Here is a 19,554-nt window from a genome sequence, read left to right as displayed (position 1 = left end):
TTATTATGTTGGGGGATAAATAAGTGTTTAAACACGGGGTGGATAGCTTGAAGTCCCTCGCCACGAAAACCCTTGTAGCAATCCTAGTCGTAGTAATCCTGGTGGCCGCTGTAGGAGTATACTATTATGTGTCAACGTCTCAACCAGCTAAAACCACGACGACAACCAGTAAACCCGTGAAGGTGGCAATACTCTTCGATGTCGGCGGTAGAGGAGACCTGAGCTTCAACGACATGGCGTGGCTTGGTGCCGAGAAGGCTAAACACGACTTCGGCGTCACCGTTGAGTACACGACACCACAGTCTCAGGGCAAGATGAAAGAGCTGCTTGAAACTCTTTCAAGCAGTGGTGAGTACGATCTAATAGTGCTCGTGGGCTTCCTATGGACCTCGCCGTTGAATGAGACCGCTGACAAATACCCGAACCAGAAGTATGCCTTGATTGATGCATCAACATTCATCAATAGGCCTAATGAGGTTGACATCTTGTTCTCAGAGCAGGAGGCTGGGGCACTCGTCGGTGTACTGGCTGCCGACATGGCATCCAAGATAGGGTGCAACAAGGTGGGTGCCGTAGCCGGTATGTCTATTCCTCCACTGTGGAGGTTCCACGTAGGCTACCTCTTCGGCGTCAAGTATTATGAGATGAAGACCAATAAAACCATAGGCTTCCTATGGGACTACACGGGTACCTTCGGTGATACGCAGAAAGGATACCAGTATGCTACATCAATGCTGCAGAGCGGTGCATGCGTGCTCTACGGTTTAGCCGGCTTAACACATGTCGGAATGTTTGACGCTGTAAGAGACTGGAATAAGCAGGGCAAGGGTACCGCGCTCGCCATAGGTCAGGACGCAAGCCAGGAGTGGTACATGCCTAGGTACATGCCGTTCAGCGGTGCGAAAAGAGTTGATGTAGCCGTGTACAAGGCTATCGAGATGGTTGTTAAGAACCAGTGGAGTGGCGGAATACATGTCCTCAGCCTGAAGGATGGTGGAGTCGGCATCTGGGATCTCGACGGCGTCAAGTACTTCGCTGAGATAGCGTACAACCAGTCCAAGCTGGAAGCCGGGCTCACGCCGGATGACGTGGTCAGGATTGTGAACGAGAGCCGTAGAACATACATCACTGAGACAGGGTGGAGCATAATGCAGGAGCTGCAGCAGTTGATCATCAGCGGGCAGATAGCCTTCAAGAGCCCGAGCACTGAGGACGAATACAACCAGATAGTGAACGCCCTGAAGAACGGTGACCTAAACGCCGCGTTGAGCAAGGGGAAGGTTTAACCCTTCATGCCGGGTTAACCTTCTCAATCACGTTTTTTACCCCGTTCGCACCGTTCTCCCATCACTAGATGGTTGTCCAGGTATGAAAGCGGTTGAAATGCTTGGCATCAGGAAAATATACCCTGATGGAGTCGTCGCCCTCCGCGGCGTCGACTTCGAGGTTGAAGAAGGAGAGATCCACGGCTTACTCGGCGAGAACGGGGCTGGGAAGACAACGCTCATGCGCATACTCTACGGGGAAATACATGCCACCGATGGAGAGATCAAGGTGTTTGGTAGAAGGGTTAGGTTCAGGAGCCCCAGGGATGCAATAAGGCACGGTATCGCAATGATATATCAGCATTTCTCACTGGTTCCAACCATGAGCGTGCTCGACAACCTCTATCTCTCCATGAGTGCCGTTAACCCAGGTGTATCCAGGGATGATACAGAGGAGCGTGCGGAAAAACTGATCGCTGAGACAGGGTTGAGGATCCCGCTGGGGAAGACCGTGGAAGAGCTCCCTGTTGGAGTACAGCAGAGGGTTGAAATCCTTAAGGCGTTGATAAGGGATGCACGCATACTCATCCTGGATGAGCCTACAAGCGTGCTCACACCCCTCGAGGTAGAAGAATTGTTTACATCTCTTAGAAGGCTACGGGATAAAGGCATAACCATTATATTGATCACCCATAAGCTCAGGGAGGCTAAAGCGATAACGGACAGGGTGACGGTTTTAAGGAGGGGAAGCAAGGTTGGAACCGTGAAGACGAGTGAGGCATCGGAGCAGCAGCTAGCCAGGATGATGGTTGCCAGGGATGTGGAGCTAGTCATAGAGAAGCCGCCTTCAAGGGGACCCGGCAGGGAAGTACTCAGGATCGAAGACATATGGGTTAAGGGCGGTGAGGGGGTGGATGCATTGAGAGGAGTGAGCCTTGTAGTGAGAGAGGGGGAGATACTTGGCATAGCCGGTGTGCAGGGCAACGGGCAGACGGAGCTATGTGAAACAATAGCGGGGCTCAGGAAGCCGTACAAGGGGAGAATACTCCTGGACTCGAGGGATGTAACCTGGCTGGATACGAAGGAGAGGTACAGGCTTGGAATAGCATACATCCCTGAGAGCAGGAAGATAGGTTTAATCCACGACATGAGTGTTCTCGAAAACTCGATCCTTACAAGCATAGATGAATACACTGGGAGACTAGGTATTGTAAACTGGAAGAAGGCGAAGGAGAAGGCGGTTGAAGTCATCAAGGAGTACGGTGTCCAACCACCGAACCCTGATACCCCGGTTAAATTCCTCAGTGGGGGCAACCAGCAGAAGCTCATGGTGGGCAGGGAGATCGCGAGGAAACCGAGAATCCTAGTTGTTGCAGAGCCAACGCAGGGAGTCGACGTCGCTTCAACAGAGTTCATAAGGAAGAGGCTACTGGAGTTGAGGAACCAGGGTATCGGGATACTCCTTGTCTCAACGGATTTAGATGAGATATTCCAGCTCAGCGATAGGGTGGCAGTTATGTATGAGGGGAGAATCATGGGGGAGGGGCGGGTCGAGGAGTTCACACCTGAGAAAATAGGGCTCCTCATGGGTGGTGTGAATGCATAGGGAGATCCTGCTAGCGAAGATCACCAGGGTGATCGCCGAGGAGGCTCTCTCCCTTCTAATAGGCTTCGCCGCGGCAGCCGCCGTGCTACTTGTAAGCGGGTACGACCCCCTCAGGGTGTTCAGCATAATGTTCAGCGAGGGATTCAGGAACTGGAGGATACTGATGGAGCAGAGCACTCCCGTGATAGCAACTGGGCTGGCTTTTTCAATACCCATGCTGGCCGGTTTGTTTAATATAGGAGGGGAATCCCAGCTCTACATCGGGGCCTTCACAGGCCTGGTGGCAACTTACACCGTGTACAATGCTGTGGGGCAACCCCTGTTAGCCTCCTTCGCCGGGATACTTCTGGGAGCACTCGCGGGGGGTTTGTGGGGCCTTATAGTGGGTTATTTGAGAACCTATAGGAGCGTTAACGAGGTGGTTGTAGCGATAATGATGAATTGGGCTACATACTACCTCGTCCTCTACCTGATAGTCTCCAGGTTCACTGACCCCGTGTACTCGCATATGAGCGTGTTCGTGCCTCAGCCAGCTAGGTTGCCCGGTGTAGCCGGCTTCACGATCATATCCATTGTTGCCGTACTAGTATACCTTGCACTGAAGTACAGTGGGCTAGGCTACTCTATACGTGCCGTGGGGTTAAACCCCAAGGCCTCCCTCTACGCCGGCTTCAACATTGGGAGAACACTGTTATCAACCATGGCTCTCGCCGGGGGTATCGCAGGGCTCGGCGGCGCATTATTCGTGGTTTCAACAATATACTCCATTGACACAACCATGTCATCGATACATGGTCTCGGATTCCTGGGAATAGGCATAGGGTTGCTTGGTAGAAACAACCCGATCGGGATAGTGTTAGCCGGCTTATTCATAAGCGGGCTACAGTTCGGCGGTCAATGGGTTGAACTACGCACGGGTGCACCGCCCTACTTGACCGATGTAGTCATAGGCGTAGTGGTAATGGCTCTATCAGCTACATACGTGTACGAGCTGATAGCTTCAAGGATGCGGAGGGGAGGAGAATGATAGATTTCATCACGGCCCTGGTTGAAAACACCCTGTTCTCCGCTACAGTCATACTCTTCGGTGCCCTGGGAGCCATAGTCAACGAGAAGAGCGGTGTAGTCAACATAGGTGTTGAAGGAGTATTCATAGTGTCAGCTTTCTCAACAGTCTACTTCACCCTGGCGACAGGGAGCCTCCTAGCCGGAGCTGTTGCAGCCCTGCTTATCAGTGGCCTCATCGGCTTACTCCACGGGTTGCTTGCAGCCTACTTGAGGAGCGACCAGGTTATAGCAGGCGTCGGACTCAACATGGTCGCGTATGGGTTGACCATAGTGCTCATGGCGATCACTTGGGGAGACTACTCTCAGACACCGCAGATAGGGAAGATACAGAGCCTACAGTTCAACATTGCTGGAAAACCCTTCATCATCCCAGTGTTCTCAATACTAGCGTTCATCATCGGTGTGGCCGAATGGTTTATCCTCGAGAAAACCAGGTATGGATTGATCCTGAAGGCCTGCGGCGACGAGCCTAGGGCGGCTGAAGCCATGGGTGTCAACGTGTTCAGGGTCAGGGTGCTTGCAACAGTGATAGGCTCCATTCTCATGGGTCTCGGTGGGGTCTACCTCTCTGCTGAATGGTTTGGCAACTACACGAGGGCTACCACTGCTGGAAGAGGGTTCATAGCGTTGGCGAACGAGGCCTTCAGCAACTGGAATCCAGCTATGGCGGTGGCAGGGGCACTGCTCTTCGGGTTCTTCGAGGCTCTATCTATAAGTGTTCCCATAGAGCTCCAGTCGCTTCTTGGCAGGCAGTTTACGGCTGAAACATACCTGTTTAAGATGATGCCCTACCTGGCGACAATACTGGTGATAACGCTTGTGATGAAGAAGATACAGATGCCTAGGGCGCTGGGCAAGCCCTACATCAAGGAGTGATCCTGCATGGTTGGCAATGTACTGATCAAGGAGCCCCCTGGGGGAATGGGGCGTTCAGCGCTGATCGTAGGCGACCCTCATAGAGTTGAACTCCTCTCAACACTGCTCGAGGAGCCAGTGGTGAAGACGGGTGTCAGGGGATACGTCTACGCTATCGGGAAATACAGGGGTGAAAGGATATCGATCGTGACCCACGGCATAGGTGCGCCATCAGCAAGCATAGTGGTTGAGGAGTTACACCGCCTGGGAGTCAATGTAGTGGTGAGACTGGGCACTGCTGGATCCATTCAGCATGAGATACGTGTAGGAGACGTGATCCTTGCGTCAACCGCCCTCTGCAGGATAGGCGGCTGCGCTACATCAATGTACATGAGGGATTTAACACCGCCTGCGTCACCACACCCTGTTCTAGCAGCCAGGATTATTGATGCGTTAAAGGGATCCGGGGTGAAAACATGGGTTGCCCCAGTCTTCACGAGCGACGCACTCCACGCTGAAACAGAGGGGTTGATCGAGGAGCTCAGAGGCTACGGGGTCGCAGCCGTGGATATGGAGACAGCTATACTCTACACGCTTAGCTGGCTGAGGAAACTACACGCAGCATCAGTGCTCATCGTAAGCAACAACCTGGTCCAAGGGGATCAATCCATACTAGGTACCGAGGAGCTCGGCGAAGCCTTCAAGAAGGTTGCCAAGGTGATCCTCGAGGTTCTACATGACTACAGCTGAAAAACCCGCCCTCAAGGCGAGCTGGCGAAAGCCCGGTGCTTTTTAACATCCCTGCTCCTGTGGATACTGAAACACTCCTGGAGACCCAGCGCGCAGTGAACGTGGATTCGAATAAGTGTGGGAGCCCGTTGCATTCCACGGCTCATCGTATTCGTGCATGTTTTGAGCCGTTGGCTTAATACATGGCACAGTGTCCTCGATGCACGCCGGTGTCTTAAGCAATGCAACCCTGTGACACGATATCATGGGTAATACTTTCGAGGGGTGATCACGTAGTGCCCTGGTTGATGCACCCAGGTTTAACGGGGTCGGTGTCCCTGGGTTGTGGCGTAAGGGTATTACTGCACCGCTTATTTAACCATGTGATGTTGGCTTGCTGCATGTAGCAATACATGTATAGTAAGCCGTGTTAATGCACACGGCTCCAAGACATGGATAAATATGCCTAAACCGGTGAGTATTACCCTTGAAGGGTGATCATGTAGACTGTGCCATGCTACACCTAGATCATTTCACTGAAGCACCGTGGGGGTCCTGGTCATGGGTATTACCATGCTTTGCATGCTATACTTGTTTCATTTGTTTATACGGTTTTCAAATCTGATGTCGCGATGCCGTTAACTGTGTCCTGGATTCTTCGCTCGTGTCTCTGTTACATGCTATATGGGTATTACTGATACAGGGTGATCATGTAGAGGGCTGCATTATTGACCTAGGTGTAACAGGGGTCTGGGCTACTGATACACCTGTATGGGTGTTACCTGCATTGATCCATGTTTCAGAGTCCGATTCCTGGTCACGTGTGCCGTGATCCTGCACGCTTACCCCTCGACCACGGTTTAATACTCTTCCACGGGTTTTTCAACAGGGGGTTCCTTTAGCTGGTGGATGCGTCCTCGACGTGGATGGATCACTGGTTAACTGCCCTCCGCTACAGTTAATAAGCGATTAACTACCCCTAGTGATCACGTGACACATGCATCAGCCATGCACTCCTATACGAGGCATGTGAAGCATGCAGGGGATGCGTACCCGTATCCTCCGGGCTCCTCCAGGATGCTTAAATACAAGGGCATGTAGAGTGTATCGTGGTGGAGCATGTTGATCGATGAAGGGGACGCCGTTAAGAAGGCTGTGGAAGCCGTTGCTGTGCTAATGGTTGCCTCAGCTAAGACCGCGCCGAAGGCCCGTGGAGTAGACAACATCGTTTGCATGGTGGTGACCGATAAAGGGATCCTGGAGAAGCTGGCGGCGAAGATGAGGGAGCTTGCAGGAAGGTATGGAGCGTTCTTCGAAAGGGATGCCGACAGTGTTGCGGGCAGCGACGCAGTAGTGTTGATTGGCTGTAGACTCGTAAAGCTCAGCCTAGTTAAGCCGGATAAGTGGCTCCTCGACGCTGACACAGTTAACTCGGTGGTGAACCTGGGTATAGCACTCGGCTCAGCCGTTAAAACAGCCTCCATGCTCAACATCGACAACAGAATAATGTTCTCAGTCGGCGTTGCAGCCCAGGAGCTCGGGCTACTTGACGCGGACATAGTCTACGGGGTGCCCTTATCCATCAGGGGAAAGAACATGTATTTCGACAGGCAGCAGTCCTCGGCGAGGAAGCCTTGATCAAGGTTAAACTACTTCCAAGGAACATAGAGGTGGAGGTCGACGCTGAAGAGGCTGAGGTACAGGTGATCCTGGAGAAGCTGAGGAACGAGCTCTCAAGCGATGGAGTCCTAGTCCTCGTCAACGGGAGGCTAGTAGAGGACATGAGGCGCGTCGTCAGGAAAGGGGATACAGTGGTGGTTGTCGAGGAGTTCCTGGGGGGTTGAATCCAGGGCTTCAAGCCGGAACCATGGGAGAGCTTAAGAGGGTGGAAGAAAATACTTGTTAACGGGGGCCGGGGGCATGAGGGTTACACTCGTAGTGCTCGGGAGAGCCAGCGACTACGCCGGTGTAAACATGGCTGAACTAGAGTTGCCGGAGAACTCGACTCTGAAGGATGCTATACGTGCTCTAAGTGAGCGCACGAACCCGGTGCTCTACGAGAGATACATTAACGGGCACTACATATTTGTAACCCTGGTCAACGGCAAACCCGTCCTCTCACCCGAGACACCGTTAAAGGATGGCGACAGGATCACGCTTGTAACCCCTGAGATGGGTGGCTAAGCCCCTCGACCACCGCACCCGGCTTACCGCAGTGCTTCTCGAAGTCGCCGCACTTCACCTCGATAACCTCTATAGAGGGGGCTTTAGCGTTGAAGAGGAGTATTCTGCCGGCCATCACGTCGCCGTACCCTAGGATCAGTTTGAAGACCTCGTTGACCTCAAGCAGTCCCAGTAAGCCCGGTATGTGTGGCATGACTATTACCCTACCCTTCTCCCTGGCTCTAACCCCATGGAACAAGTATCTCAGGCAAGGGGTTTTACCAGGTATGACCACCGTTAACTGGCCATAGTGTTCTCCAACCCCAGCGTGGACCAGGGGCTTACCGTGCCTCCACGCCGCCTCATCCAGGGTGAAGCGTGTCTCCCAGTTGTCGAGTGCATCGACAACTATGTCGACGCGCTGCATCACCTCGTCTAGTAGTTCCCTGGTTATGGAGGCCTGCACCGGTTCCAGGAGCACGTTCGGGTTCAGTCTGCGCAGTCTTTCATATGCCGCCGTGACCTTCGACCTACCTATGTCGTCCACAGTGTAGAGTATCTGTCTCTGAAGGTTGCTTAACTCGACTAGGCCCTCGTCTATGAATATTATCCTGCCTACTCCAGCCGCGGTCAAATAGTATAGTACGGCTGACCCAAGCCCGCCTGCCCCGGCAACCAGGATGCTCGTGTTCTTGAGCTTCGCCTGCCCCTCCACGCCTATAATGGGCAGCTGCCTACTATACCTCTCCAATTCCTCCTCGCTTAGAGCCACCTATACCACCCGGCTCAACCACCCGACTTAACCAGGTAGACTAGGACTTCGTCACCGTCCCCGAGGACCTCGTCCTCCGTCAACGGGACCCCGTTCCTTAAAACAATGTGCTCCGACCTCGATAAGCCGAGGCGTTCAAGCAGCTCGGAGACACGTATCCCCGCGGCCTCCACGATCCTAGGTGACTGCTCCCCCGCCACCCTCACCTTTATCATTAAGGGCTCCCCCGCCACCTAGTATCTGTGAAGGCCTTATATAAAACGGTATCCGCCCATCATGATAGTTCCTTATAATGGTTCTAGCAGCCTCCTCTATCAAGGGCTCCCTTGTCGCCTTGTAGAACCAGCCGCGTTTAACAGCGAGCTCCTCCAGGATCCTCAGGGGGTTGGTTTCAGCTATACCGTATGCCTTCTTAAAGGCGTCTGGATGGTAGCGTAGTATCCTCTCTATGAGCTTCACCGCGGGCGGCACAGGGTCGTCGAGCTTCTCCGGGGGAAAGCCCCTTATAACCATCTCGAGCTCCCCGCCTTCAACAGGTATTACACCGGGGGAGTCGACGACCATTATATCCTTGTCAACCCTGTAAACCTGGAAATGCCTCGTGTAACCAGGGCTCCCAGGGTATGGGCTTGTGGATGCCGAGTGCCTTCCCTTCAACCCGTTGATTATGGAGGACTTCCCTACCTTGGGGTACCCTGCTACAGCCACCAGTGTCGGCAGTGACGGTGCCACCCTACGTATGGTTCTCCTCAGCCTCAATGTACCCATGTGTCTTGCCGCAGCCATGTAGACTGTTGTATACCCTTTCTCAGTGAAGTACTCCTTCCACTCCTCGGCGACACTCCTTGGAACCAGGTCCGCCTTGTTCAACACGAGGATGAGTTTCCTCCCATTCCTCTCCACCATGGACTCCAGTCTCCTGCTGAAGGTGCTCAAGGGATCCCTTGAGTCGAGCACCATTAACACTACATCTACCCTGGACACCATTTTCTCGAGCTGGCTCCATGAGGCAAGCGTGAAGCCTCCGCGGCTACTCATAGTTGTCGAACCTCGACAATACTTCTGGGGGAAGTATTGGCAGCCAATCTATCCTGATGCCTGGGGCCAGGTTAACCCTCCCCTCTAACACGCCTACTATCAGCCTGGCTACCTCGCCTGGAGACGCGTTTGATGTATCCACCTCGTATACCTTTCCCTCCCCGAAGGCTTCAACAGCATTGTATGAGACTACACCCAGTATCTCGGCCATAACGTTCTCATTTATCTTCCTCCTACCCCACCCCCTTGACTCAAGCCTCTCCGCGAGCACGAGCGGGTGAGCCCTTAAAACAAACACTTTCTCAACCACATCTGGCTCCAGGATCTCAGGGTAATGCGTGCTGACTATGAGACGGCCCTCAACACTCTCCGCTAACGCGGAGACCTCGCGGGACAATGCATCCTCATCGATCACATAGCTACCTGTCTCAGCATCGAAGCCTGCAACAAGCCCTTTCTCCACCGCGTAACTCCCGAGCTCCACCAGTGGGAAACCAGTTAGAGAAGCCAGCTCCCTGGCAACACTCGTCTTACCGGTGCCTGGTACACCAGCCACAACCAAGAGTAAACCCATGGAGAGAGCACCCCTGTGAAATAACAGTGTCACCCCTATTATTGATTGCCAAGGATGCGTGGCCAAAGCTTTTTAACGCAGCCAACTATAAACATGTTATAAGTCTACTGGTGGGTGATTTGAGCCTACAGCAGTTATCCAAGAAGCCTGGGGAAATAGCCTACACCCTCCCGAAGCTACGCGGCGGCGAGGAAGCCCTCTCGCTTACGGCAAGCGTGTGCCCATACTGCTACAGGGTTCTCCCAGCAGTCATAGTTGAGAGGGAGGGGAAGGTCTACATCAGGAGGGTATGCCCCGAGCACGGGGAGATAGAGGAACTCTACTATGGGGATGTAGAGTTCTACAAGAGGGTTACAAAGTACACGGAGGATGGAAGGGGTACTAGACACATATACACGCAGGTTAAAACCCTCTGCCCCTTCAACTGTGGATTATGCCCCATGCACAAGCAGCACACCGCATTAGTCAACATGGTTGTCACGAACAGGTGTAATCTCTCCTGCTGGTACTGCTTCTTCTACTCTGAGGCCGCTGGATACGTCTACGAGCCCAGCTTGGAGCAGATAAGAGGGATGGTTAGGAGCATTAAGAAGCAGGGGGTAACGGTTGCAATACAGCTCACAGGCGGAGAACCCCTGCTGAGAGAGGACTTGGTCGACATAGTTAAACTGCTAAGGGAGGAGGGTGTTAGACACATACAGCTGAACACTAACGGGATAAAGTTCGCAGAGCTCTACCTTGAGGATCCTGGAAAAGCCGTCGAATACGCTAGGCAGCTCAGAGTCAACGGCGTGAACACCGTGTACCTCAGCTTCGACGGCGTCTCACCTGTGACAAACTGGAAGAACCACTGGGAGATACCATACATCTTCGAAACCTTTAGGAAAGCCGGCATGACCAGCGTGGTACTAGTCCCCACTGTCATCAAGGGCGTTAACACACACGAGCTCGGTGCAATAGTCAGGTTCGCTGCTAAACACATAGATATTGTTAGAGCCGTCAACTTCCAGCCGGTGAGCCTCACAGGCTACATGAAGAAGCATGAAAGGGATAAATACAGGGTGACAATACCCGAGGTCGCCAAGCTCATCGAGGAGCAGACCGGTGGAGAAGTACCTAGGGAGGCATGGTTCCCTGTGAACGTGAGCGCCGTGTTCTCGAGGTTCATAGAGGGGTTCAGCGGCGAGTTCAAGTTCGAGATGAGCAACCACCCTATCTGCGGCGTTGGAACATACGTCTACGTTGAGAGAGAGAACAGCGGGGTGAAGCTGACACCTATAACGAGCTTCGTCGACGTGGAGGGGCTCCTCGAGTACCTTAGGGAGAAGTGGGAGGATCTAGTAGCAGGCTCCAACAGGTATGTGACCGGGCTCAAAGTACTCTACTCTATAAGGAAGTTCATAGACCCGAGTAAGCAGCCGGAGGGCTTCGACCTCTACAAGCTACTATTCAACATAGTTGTTAAGAGGAGCTATGACGCCCTAGGGGAACTACACTACAGGCTACTCTTCCTGGGGCAAATGCACTTCATGGACTTATACAACTACGATATTCAGAGAGTGCAACGCTGCAACATACACTACTCTACGCCAGACGGCAGGCTGATCCCGTTCTGCGCATTCAACATATTTGACGACATATACAGGGATAAGATACAGAGGGAGCATGGGATCCCGCTCGAAGAATACTCCAGGAAGTATGGTATGCCTAAGGGCATGGTCACCAGGAAGTATGTCAGGGACAGGAGGAGGCTTGAATCAAGCGAACTATACAAGTTGACCTATGAGGGAGTATTGATGCCGGGGAAGTGAAAAAGGCTTAAACCTTTGTAGCCATGTATTTCCCGGAGAACCTATACTTTCCCGCTCTTCAGGAAGTCCTTTATCAACCCTATTCCAACAGGTGCAAAGTATGCTACAGCTATCAGGTTGGGAATGGCCATTAACCCGTTCATAGTGTCAGCGAAATCCCAGAACGCCTTGAACAACCCGGCTGAGACAGCAGCCGGGATTATCGGTATAACCCACATAACCCTCCATATCCACATCAAGGGCTTCTCGGGTAACCCAAGCGTCTTGCTCCAGAAGTAGAGCCAGTTTACCTCACCATACCATTCCCACGTCAGCAGCGTCGTGTACGCGAACAACGCTAGTGCTATGCCGAGTATGGGCGGGGCCCACCCGCCGTAAGCCCTGTAGAAGGCCTCCATGGCGAGCGCTGCACCGTCTAGGTCCGGCCTCTCGATGTATACGCGTGTAACAACATCAACTATGCCGGTCATAGTGCATATCACTATAGTGTCCATGAAGACCTCGAAGACCCCGTAGAGCCCTACTCTACCGGGGTGATCCACGGTCATATATGCATATGCGTTAGGGGCACTGCCCAAGCCAGCCTCATTCGAGAACAATCCCCTTGCAAACCCGTATCTGATAGCAGAGTACACCATCCAGCCGGCTAAGCCTCCTGCAGCTGCCTGAGGCGTGAACGCATAGGTGAATATCTCCTTTATAGCCAACGGGAAGTTACCCGCGTACTTCACCCATATAATGAGGCTTGCAGCGATATACCAGAAAGCCATGAAGGGCACCAGGTAGTTGGATACGTCGGCTATCCTCCTTATGCCTCCGAGAACAACCAGGGCCGTGAACACGAACATCAGGACGCCGGCTACAAGCCTCGCCAACCCTGGGTCCCATCCATACCCCTTAGCTATGTACTCGACGCCGAGCGCCACGTTGTTGGCTTGCACAGTGTTACCTATGCCGTATGCAGCGATAAATGTGAACACCGAGAACACCACGGCGAGCGCCGGCCCAATTACCGGCACCAGCCTAATGTAGTATGGTGTACCGCCCTCAACCCTTCCATCCGGGGTAATCCTCCTCGACCACGCCGCCAGGGTTGCCTCAACAGCCTTAGTGCCCATGCCCAGTATGGCGCACACCCACATCCAGAACAGGGCTCCCGCCCCACCTAAGTGCACCGCTGTGGATACCCCTGCTATGTTGCCCACGCCGACTGTCGCACCCATCACGGCTGCGAAAAGCGCGAAGGGCTTCACCTCGCCTTTCCCGCCCGTACCCTTATAGAGGAGGTTCTTGAATGCTTTACCAAGGTATCGAACCTGGAAGAAACCGCCGAGTATGGCTATAGCTACCCCTGTTCCAACCAGTATCATTATCGCGGGTAGTCCCCATACTAGTCCATCGATATACCTTATTAGCTCGATTACATCCATCCTGCTCCCCCTTAGATATCTACCCGGGCATAGTATTTAAATGTTCCCCAATATGTGTGGGAAAAGTATTTATACTTCCAGACACATAATACTCCTCCGAGGTGTACATGGATGAGTGGAGAAAACATCCCACGAGGGCCGACACCCCTCTCACTCGCCACATGGCTGGCATCCATAATAGTGGTAGCATCACTCCTCCTGGCACTAGGCTTCTCAACCGGCGTGGAAGACGTGTTGAATAACTGGCCCGCCCACATATCCATCGTGCTGCTACTGATACTACTGGAGCTAGCTGCATGGATAGCTGGCAGGAAGCGGGCTCAGGCCGGCTGAAGCCAGCGCATTAACCGTTATTCAACTGGTGCTTAACCAATGGGTTCCCCAAGCCGGGCACGTGGCACGAGCTCCCAGCTCATAGAGAAATATAAGAGGTACGTCTCAGGTAGTCAGGCGTTCAAGTACTTCCCAATGATCGTTGGGAAAGCGTTGAACGCGAGGATATGGGACACCGATGGAAGGGAGTATATAGACTTCCTGTCGAGCGCTGCCACGTATAATGTCGGACACAGTAATAGGGAAGTACTGGAAGCAGTGAAGACGCAGCTAGACAAGTTCATACATTACTGCCTCTACCTCTACCATGAACCAGTAGTGGAGCTGGCTGAGCTCCTCGCAGGCATCACTCCAGGCTCCTTCGAGAAAAAAGTCGCATTCGGACTGAGCGGCGGAGACGCTAACGACGCAGCGTTGAAGGCTGCACTAGTCTATACGCGTAGACGCGTCATCGTGTCCTTCGACTACTCCTACCATGGGACAACAGCCCTCGACATAGCTGTAAGCGGCTCCTTCAGCCCCGAGCTACGCGGGTTAATGCCGTTCAGGGATGTGTACTTCGCCGAGTACCCGGATACCTATAGGTGTATAGGCGGCGTCGAAGACCCTGAGGAATGCGGCGAGCTATATTTATCCAGGTTCGAGGAGTTGTTGAAGAAGATCGGGGGCTCCAATGTAGCAGCCATAATACTTGAACCTGTTCAGGGGGACGGGGGAGTCCTGATACCGCCGGCGAACTTCATTAAAGGGGTGAGGAAGATGGCAAGCGAACACGGGATCGTGCTAATAGATGACGAAGTGCAGACCGGCATGGGGAGAACCGGTAGACTATTCGCCATAGAGCACTACTCCGTGGAGCCGGACCTAATGGTGCTGGGCAAGGCGCTTGGAGGCGGGATGCCTGTATCCGCCGTCGTCGGGAGGAGCGATATCATGGATTCAGCCCCACCCCAGTCATTCTTCGCGACCTCCGCCGCGCATGCAGCCTCGGTTGCCGCCGCAATAGCAGTGGTGAAATACGTCACCAGGAACAACCTGCATGAGAGGGCCAGGGAGATGGGTGAGTACGCGTTGAAGAGGCTCAACGAGTTAAAGGAGAAGTATGAAGTAGTGGGCGATGTGAGAGGGTTAGGCTTAATGATAGGGGTTGACATAGTTGTAGATAAGAAGAGCAAGAGGCCTGATAGAGCGAAGGCGTTGAAGATAATATGGAGGGCGTGGGAAAAGGGATTGGTGATGATGACCTACGGTAAATACGGCAACGTCCTCAGAATAGCCCCACCCTTAACCATACCGAGGGAAGACCTCGACAAGGGGATAGATATCATCGAGGAGTCCGTGAAGGATGTTTTAGAGGGAAAGGTCCCGGATGAAGTAGTTGACAAGATGACAGCGTGGAAGTAAAGGTAGCCGGGCGGGGATTCGAACCCCGGTCACGGGGGCTCTCCCCACCGCGGCCGCCTGACCCTACCCTAATAATCCGGTAGCCGGGCTTTTAAGTTTTTCCACATGCACCAGGCATCCTCCGGGAATCTGTTCATAGGGTCGCAGGAACCCACCCTAGGTGTTGACTGGGCTGGCTTAGAAGGGTCAGGCGGCCGGGGGTGGGCCAGAGCCCCGCATCCTTGGCCGCTAGACGACCCGGCTTCCTCAATACATTAGATATGGGGGTTGCAGGTTTTTAAAGCTCATCGCATAGAGGGCGGTATGCTTTAAAATCCCGGGTGCGTATCCATGAAAATTGCTGGGCCCGTAGCTCAGCTTGGTAGAGCGGCGGGCTTTTAACCCGTAGGTCCCGGGTTCGAATCCCGGCGGGCCCGCGTCACCCGCCACACCGGCGCGCCGACCAGTCTGCTACAGCTACTCAACGCTTATCAAGGCTGAGAGGGGAGATGAACATGCCGTACTTGTCGAGGGCATGCTTAAGCCTCCTCTTCTGCTCTATCAGCGTGTCGAAGAAGAGCCTTGGTGTTCCAGGTATGTTCTCGTATATTCTAAGTATCCTCTCAGCTTTCTCCAAGTGCTTGCCTACTCTCACCGTGAAGAGTTTCTCGTAGAGTTCTATGGAGAACTCCTTCCCCAGCTCTCTCTTGAAGAGCACGGCTAGATCCTCATAGACAGGTATGAGGCCTGTAGGCGTCTCCAATGCATCTACCTCATTGTTCACCCTGAGCGCCATCCACTTCAACCAGACCCTTTTATCCACTTTCTCCGTGAGGTATCTCCCGGCCTCATCCCTCAGGAAGTAGTTGACGCCATATATCCTGGGCTGCTTCTCGAGTCCGTCGCCGAACCTGAAGTGTAACTCAATGAACTCTCCCGGCGACACTGAGAGAAAGTCTAGTATGGCGAATGGATTAAACTCTCTTTCACCCGCCTTCCCGAGCACAGCAGTGGTTCTCTCCGATTCAAGGGAGGCACCTTTCGTGACTATGCCGTGAACCCAGTTGAAGGCTTCTTCAACGGGGACCCATGTGTCAGAGTCTCTGCCACCGAAGATCATGCCGCTGACTGGAACACCGTTGGGATCATTTATCCTGGGGTCGACTTTACTCAGGTAGAATATGCTCGTAGTGAACCTCGCATTCGGATGAGATGGAGGAATAGGCCTCCCTTTTTCATCCAGCTTGCCGGGCCACCATTCACCAGCGTAGTTTACCCCTCTCCTAGGCTCACTCGGCTTCCCATTCCACCATACCTCGCCATCCTCGGTTAGAAGAACATTGCTGAATATTACCTCGGTTTCCCTTGATGAAAGTATCCCGTAGATCTCCGGGTCATCCACCGGGTTCACGCCGTCTATTATCCCGAACATCCCTATCTCAGGGTTGACGGCTCTCGCCTCCCCGTTAACATTCCTTATCATGGCTAGATCGTCGCCTACAACGGTGTCCGCTATCAGGGCCGTGGATGTCTTCCCGCATCCAGCTGGAAATGCACCGGTGAAATAGGAGATAGTGTCACCGGTGCCCTTCACCCCTACTATGAACATGTGCTCGCATAGCCAGTTCTCCCTGTACCCCTGGTTAACACAGAGCCTCAGCGACAGCTTCTTCAAGCCAACGGTGTTCCCAGCGTACTGTGTGTTAACGCTGTAGGTTATGTTGTCCACTGTGTCTATGTATATTCTCCTCTTCGATATATTCCTGCTCCAACCATACTCGTTTAACTCTCCTGCACTATGGAGGAACCTCATGTATCTCATGGAGCCTCCTTTCTCAACGAACACATCGTAGCACACCCTGTACAATATGTTCTCGCTGTGCATGACGTACGCGGAGTCAGTTACTTGAACCCCGTATAGTGTGAATGGTGAGCCCCGGGGTCCGAAACAGTAGAACCCTATGTACATCTCCTTGCCGCGCATTATGCCCCGGTAGATCTCCCTGAGCTCCCTTAAACCCTCATCCCTGTTCCCAGTGTTAACCATTGGGATTGGAGAGCCTCCCGGGGTCAGGATCCTCGTGTTCTCCCTATCCCTCGCTAGATCGTAGATACCGTCGAAGTGAACAGTGTGCCTGGGATTATACCGGCTCGGTATCTCCTCCCGTTTCTCAACCGCCCTCATCCTAATGTACTCTAAATCCTCCCTGCTGCCCGTGTTCACGAAGACCGAGGCGGGTTCAAGTAGCTCCACTACCTCGGTAATCCATTCGAGAAGCCTTCTGTCGCTTATCCGGGAGAGCCTCTCCACGGCTCTTTCATCAGCATACCTGGAGAGACGGGTAAGCAGGCCGGTCACTGATGCATCCACGCCCCTCACCCCCACTTTGACACGATGATGCCTCATTCAATCTATAAATATTGGGTTCAACACCCTCAACATGGATGCGTGCGGGACCCATGACCCCGCTTCTCAACACAGGACACATTGGTTGAGCCACAGCCGGGAGAGCGATGACGCTATCATGTCAGCTATTCTAAGCGGCTCAGGCTCAGGGCTATATATGCACGTCTGCCTCAGGATGGACACGGCTTCACCAAGGCTGATCCCTGTGTAGGCTACCTGGATGGGTCTCCACGGTGTCTCCACAGGAACGAGGCTATTATAGTAGTCTCTTATAACCCGGAACCTCTCCTCCCAGTCAGCGAAGTGCTTCAGCAACGCTGCCTTGACTCTTTCAAGGTTAAGGGGGTGTAGTTGCACAGCTATCACGGGTTTCCCTGTCTCACTGCTCAGGGAGAAGGGGTCTACGACGTCGAAACCAGCGTATGTGACTCCGTCTAGCATTATCACTCCGCCACCTAGGAGCCTCGACATCTCCCTTACAGCTACATGGGTCCATCCGCCGTCAACAATTATCCTGGAGGCAGCTATGTTGATGATCCTGGATGAACCACATGTCTTAACCCCCACTACATAGGTGTCCCCCCTACCACCCTTGTACTCGACGGGGAAGAAGCCGTCGTCGTATGCCTCCACGGTGACTAGGCCGCAGTCCTGCATCAGCCTACCACGCTGCCCGTTTATGCCTCAACGTCTTTCAAAGCCTCCTTAACCACCTGGAGCACATCCTTCTTAACTCTCACCACCTTTGTGACACCGTACCTTCCCCTGCTAATGGTCTCAGAGGTTATCAACCCCATCATGTCTAGCTGCATAAGTATCTCGCTGATCCTCCTCGGGGAAAGAGGCTCGTACTTCAAGCTCTTCATGGACTCAGCGTATGCCGCGTATATTTCCCCGGTTGTCGCCGAACCCTTCGCTTCAACGAGCTCAACTATCTTCTTCAACACTATCTTCTGATGCAGTGGCAGTGTCACAACGCTTTGATATATTCTACCCTCCTCGATCTCAAGGGTTGCCTTCTTGACGTGCTCTATGGTTACCCTGTCGGCTCCCTCGCGATCCGCTATCTCCCCTGACACCCTGAGTAGGTCGAGGGCTCTCCTTGCATCACCGTGCTCTCTAGCAGCTAGTGCTGCACAATACGATATCACTCCATCATCTATCACACCGGGGTTGAATGCTAACTCAGCCCTCTGCCTCAGTATGGTGTAGAGTTGCTCAGCATTGTAGGGCGGGAAAACCATCTCAACCTCCCCCATGCTCGACCTCACCCTTGGATCAAGGTTTTCCACGAAGTTTATGTCATTGGTTATACCGACTAGGACTATCTTCGCCCTGGTTAACTCCTCGTTGGCTCTCACAAGCTTATATATCAAGTCGTCGCCTTCACGTTTAACATAGTAGTCCACTTCATCGAGCACCACTATGTGGAGGCCGCCCCAGCTCTCCAGCGCGTTAATATACCTCCTATACACCTCGCTCACCGCAAGCCCCGTGTGAGGTATCCTGAGGCCTATGCTCTGCGCTATGCTTGCTATCACCCTGTACGTTGTGTCAAGCTTCCTAGTGTTGACATAGGCGTAGTCGAGCCTAGTGCTCAGCATGGAAGCCTTCTCCTTGAGCTTGCCCACCACGTACTTCGCTACCACGGTTTTCCCGGTTCCCGTTAACCCGTATATCAGGACATTGCTTGGCCTTATACCCTGAGCCGAGACAAGCAGGTGCTCAGCCAGCTTCTTGATCTCGTTCTCCCTGTGGGGCAGGGTGTCAGGTATGTAGTCGGGGTGCAACACCTCCCTGTTCTTAAACACCTTTGATGCAAATCCCCGCTTCTTTATGAGCTCATCGATTATGTCCTCCAAGACCAACACCCGTGTCAGCCAAGCCGGGAAACACTTATCTGACCTCCTCCCCGCCCTTTAGGGCGGGGGTTCCCTTGGGGCGGTTCATTGGTTCCCCGCATTTGTTCGGGTTTACATCTGTCATTTGCGGGGCAGTCGGGGTGGTCAGAGATCCCCCCATCTGGTTGTCTCTGCTCGGGAACAACCCCTCGTTCACGAAGGGTTGCAGCCCCCTCATCGCTAAATACCTTTCCTCATCACCATCACCTATACATAAAA

19 protein-coding genes and 2 tRNA genes are annotated in these 19,554 nt (G+C 53.3%); 12 read left to right on the top strand and 9 right to left on the bottom strand.

Annotated features, from left to right (window positions below; all coding sequences use genetic code 11):
* Nucleotides 1–47 precede the first annotated feature (47 nt).
* From DESMU_RS00105 to DESMU_RS00070, 8 genes are all read left to right on the top strand, one after another.
* A complete protein-coding gene (locus DESMU_RS00105; protein ID WP_013561561.1) occupies nucleotides 48–1,286 on the top strand; it encodes a BMP family lipoprotein in 1,239 nt (412 codons plus the stop codon).
* 82 nt (nucleotides 1,287–1,368) lie between these two features.
* Nucleotides 1,369–2,871 carry an ABC transporter ATP-binding protein gene (locus DESMU_RS00100; RefSeq protein ID WP_013561560.1) on the top strand — a complete coding sequence of 501 codons (1,503 nt, stop codon included), beginning with the start codon at nucleotides 1,369–1,371 and terminating at the stop codon, nucleotides 2,869–2,871.
* Nucleotides 2,864–3,898 (top strand): ABC transporter permease, encoded by a 1,035-nt coding sequence (locus tag DESMU_RS00095; RefSeq protein ID WP_013561559.1) that lies wholly within the window; start codon nucleotides 2,864–2,866, stop codon nucleotides 3,896–3,898. Before DESMU_RS00100 ends, DESMU_RS00095 begins: the two co-directional genes overlap by 8 nt.
* Complete coding sequence (locus DESMU_RS00090) at nucleotides 3,895–4,815, top strand: ABC transporter permease (protein WP_013561558.1); 921 nt, start codon at nucleotides 3,895–3,897, stop codon at nucleotides 4,813–4,815. Before DESMU_RS00095 ends, DESMU_RS00090 begins: the two co-directional genes overlap by 4 nt.
* Nucleotides 4,816–4,821: 6 nt before the next feature.
* Entirely contained in the window at nucleotides 4,822–5,544 is a 723-nt protein-coding gene (locus tag DESMU_RS00085; RefSeq protein WP_013561557.1) for a purine-nucleoside phosphorylase, read from the top strand.
* A 1,098-nt stretch (nucleotides 5,545–6,642) separates the two neighbouring features.
* Nucleotides 6,643–7,161: a DUF2148 domain-containing protein gene (locus tag DESMU_RS00080; RefSeq protein ID WP_013561556.1), complete on the top strand. Its 519-nt coding sequence runs from the start codon at nucleotides 6,643–6,645 to the stop codon at nucleotides 7,159–7,161.
* Entirely contained in the window at nucleotides 7,158–7,367 is a 210-nt protein-coding gene (locus DESMU_RS00075) for a MoaD/ThiS family protein (RefSeq protein ID WP_013561555.1), read from the top strand. Before DESMU_RS00080 ends, DESMU_RS00075 begins: the two co-directional genes overlap by 4 nt.
* A 76-nt stretch (nucleotides 7,368–7,443) precedes the next feature.
* Nucleotides 7,444–7,707, top strand: coding sequence for a MoaD/ThiS family protein (locus DESMU_RS00070; RefSeq protein ID WP_048078728.1), 264 nt, complete (start codon nucleotides 7,444–7,446; stop codon nucleotides 7,705–7,707).
* Here DESMU_RS00070 and DESMU_RS00065 read toward each other — a convergent pair.
* From DESMU_RS00065 to DESMU_RS00050, 4 genes are read right to left on the bottom strand one after another with little or no spacing between them, the layout of a single operon-like run.
* A complete protein-coding gene (locus DESMU_RS00065) occupies nucleotides 7,676–8,458 on the bottom strand; it encodes a HesA/MoeB/ThiF family protein (protein ID WP_013561553.1) in 783 nt (260 codons plus the stop codon). The two genes, DESMU_RS00070 and DESMU_RS00065, sit on opposite strands and share 32 nt — an antisense overlap.
* 14 nt (nucleotides 8,459–8,472) lie before the next feature.
* Nucleotides 8,473–8,673, bottom strand: coding sequence for a MoaD/ThiS family protein (locus DESMU_RS00060; protein WP_013561552.1), 201 nt, complete (start codon nucleotides 8,671–8,673; stop codon nucleotides 8,473–8,475).
* Nucleotides 8,636–9,496 (bottom strand): GTPase, encoded by an 861-nt coding sequence (locus DESMU_RS00055; protein WP_013561551.1) that lies wholly within the window; start codon nucleotides 9,494–9,496, stop codon nucleotides 8,636–8,638. Before DESMU_RS00055 ends, DESMU_RS00060 begins: the two co-directional genes overlap by 38 nt.
* Nucleotides 9,489–10,070 (bottom strand): adenylate kinase family protein, encoded by a 582-nt coding sequence (locus tag DESMU_RS00050; protein WP_013561550.1) that lies wholly within the window; start codon nucleotides 10,068–10,070, stop codon nucleotides 9,489–9,491. Before DESMU_RS00050 ends, DESMU_RS00055 begins: the two co-directional genes overlap by 8 nt.
* 119 nt (nucleotides 10,071–10,189) lie before the next feature.
* Between DESMU_RS00050 and tes the strand changes: the two genes are divergently transcribed.
* Nucleotides 10,190–11,881 carry a tetraether lipid synthase Tes gene (tes, locus tag DESMU_RS00045; RefSeq protein ID WP_013561549.1) on the top strand — a complete coding sequence of 564 codons (1,692 nt, stop codon included), beginning with the start codon at nucleotides 10,190–10,192 and terminating at the stop codon, nucleotides 11,879–11,881.
* A gap of 41 nt (nucleotides 11,882–11,922) precedes the next feature.
* Here the strand turns inward: tes and DESMU_RS00040 are convergent, their stop codons facing one another.
* A complete protein-coding gene (locus tag DESMU_RS00040) occupies nucleotides 11,923–13,311 on the bottom strand; it encodes an alanine/glycine:cation symporter family protein (RefSeq protein WP_013561548.1) in 1,389 nt (462 codons plus the stop codon).
* A gap of 111 nt (nucleotides 13,312–13,422) precedes the next feature.
* On the opposite strand from DESMU_RS00040, the gene DESMU_RS00035 reads away from it, so the two are divergent.
* Nucleotides 13,423–13,644 (top strand): hypothetical protein, encoded by a 222-nt coding sequence (locus DESMU_RS00035; RefSeq protein WP_013561547.1) that lies wholly within the window; start codon nucleotides 13,423–13,425, stop codon nucleotides 13,642–13,644.
* Nucleotides 13,645–13,683: 39 nt separating this feature from the next.
* On the top strand, nucleotides 13,684–15,048 hold the full coding sequence (locus DESMU_RS00030) for an aspartate aminotransferase family protein (RefSeq protein WP_013561546.1): 1,365 nt from the start codon (nucleotides 13,684–13,686) through the stop codon (nucleotides 15,046–15,048).
* Nucleotides 15,049–15,051: 3 nt separating this feature from the next.
* Here DESMU_RS00030 and DESMU_RS07065 read toward each other — a convergent pair.
* Nucleotides 15,052–15,291: transfer RNA gene (locus tag DESMU_RS07065), tRNA-Gln, on the bottom strand.
* A 99-nt stretch (nucleotides 15,292–15,390) separates the two neighbouring features.
* On the opposite strand from DESMU_RS07065, the gene DESMU_RS00025 reads away from it, so the two are divergent.
* Nucleotides 15,391–15,464: transfer RNA gene (locus DESMU_RS00025), tRNA-Lys, on the top strand.
* 44 nt (nucleotides 15,465–15,508) lie between these two features.
* Here the strand turns inward: DESMU_RS00025 and DESMU_RS00020 are convergent.
* The 3 genes from DESMU_RS00020 to DESMU_RS00010 form a co-directional block, all read right to left on the bottom strand.
* Nucleotides 15,509–17,434, bottom strand: a complete 1,926-nt coding sequence (locus tag DESMU_RS00020) for a phosphoenolpyruvate carboxykinase (GTP) (protein ID WP_148222773.1) — start codon at nucleotides 17,432–17,434, stop codon at nucleotides 15,509–15,511.
* Between the two features lie 66 nt (nucleotides 17,435–17,500).
* Nucleotides 17,501–18,091 (bottom strand): endonuclease dU, encoded by a 591-nt coding sequence (locus tag DESMU_RS00015; RefSeq protein WP_013561544.1) that lies wholly within the window; start codon nucleotides 18,089–18,091, stop codon nucleotides 17,501–17,503.
* Nucleotides 18,092–18,111: 20 nt separating this feature from the next.
* On the bottom strand, nucleotides 18,112–19,296 hold the full coding sequence (locus DESMU_RS00010; protein WP_013561543.1) for a Cdc6/Cdc18 family protein: 1,185 nt from the start codon (nucleotides 19,294–19,296) through the stop codon (nucleotides 18,112–18,114).
* Nucleotides 19,297–19,554 lie beyond the last annotated feature (258 nt).

The organism is Desulfurococcus mucosus DSM 2162 (assembly GCF_000186365.1).
Taxonomy (GTDB): domain Archaea; phylum Thermoproteota; class Thermoprotei_A; order Sulfolobales; family Desulfurococcaceae; genus Desulfurococcus; species Desulfurococcus mucosus.
The sequence above is the reverse complement of the archived record's forward strand: the minus strand, read 5'-3'. Positions and strand labels throughout refer to the sequence as shown.